This is a genomic window from Psychrobacter sp. CAL346-MNA-CIBAN-0220 (genome assembly GCF_040309805.1).
Classification (GTDB): Bacteria; Pseudomonadota; Gammaproteobacteria; order Pseudomonadales; family Moraxellaceae; genus Psychrobacter.
Map to the genome: position 1 here is coordinate 1 of NZ_JBEOPF010000759.1, position 234 is coordinate 234.

At 63.2% G+C, this 234-nt stretch carries 1 protein-coding gene; it reads left to right on the forward strand.

Going from position 1 to position 234, the window contains the following annotated elements; translation table 11 throughout:
* Nucleotides 1–39: 39 nt before the first annotated feature.
* The coding region (locus AAEY88_RS15575) for a hypothetical protein (RefSeq protein ID WP_350563848.1) at nt 40–234 on the forward strand (195 nt) is incomplete at its 3' end.

Sequence of the window (234 nt, forward strand, 5' to 3'; positions counted from 1 at the left end):
GGTAGGGAATATCTGCGCCGCCAGCACGAATAGGATTGCTTGTGTGCCCGGTACGCAGAGGCCGAGCAGCAGCAGGCTAACGGTGATGATAGGGAGCGAATTCGCAGCAGGTTGCAACGGCGTTACCATCAGCGCAGCGCAGCAGGCCAACGCCCCCGCCGCCATGCAGAGCATGGTTTTGCGCGAACCGAAGCGACTGAACAGCCAGCCGCCGCCCACCCCTCCAATCAGGCC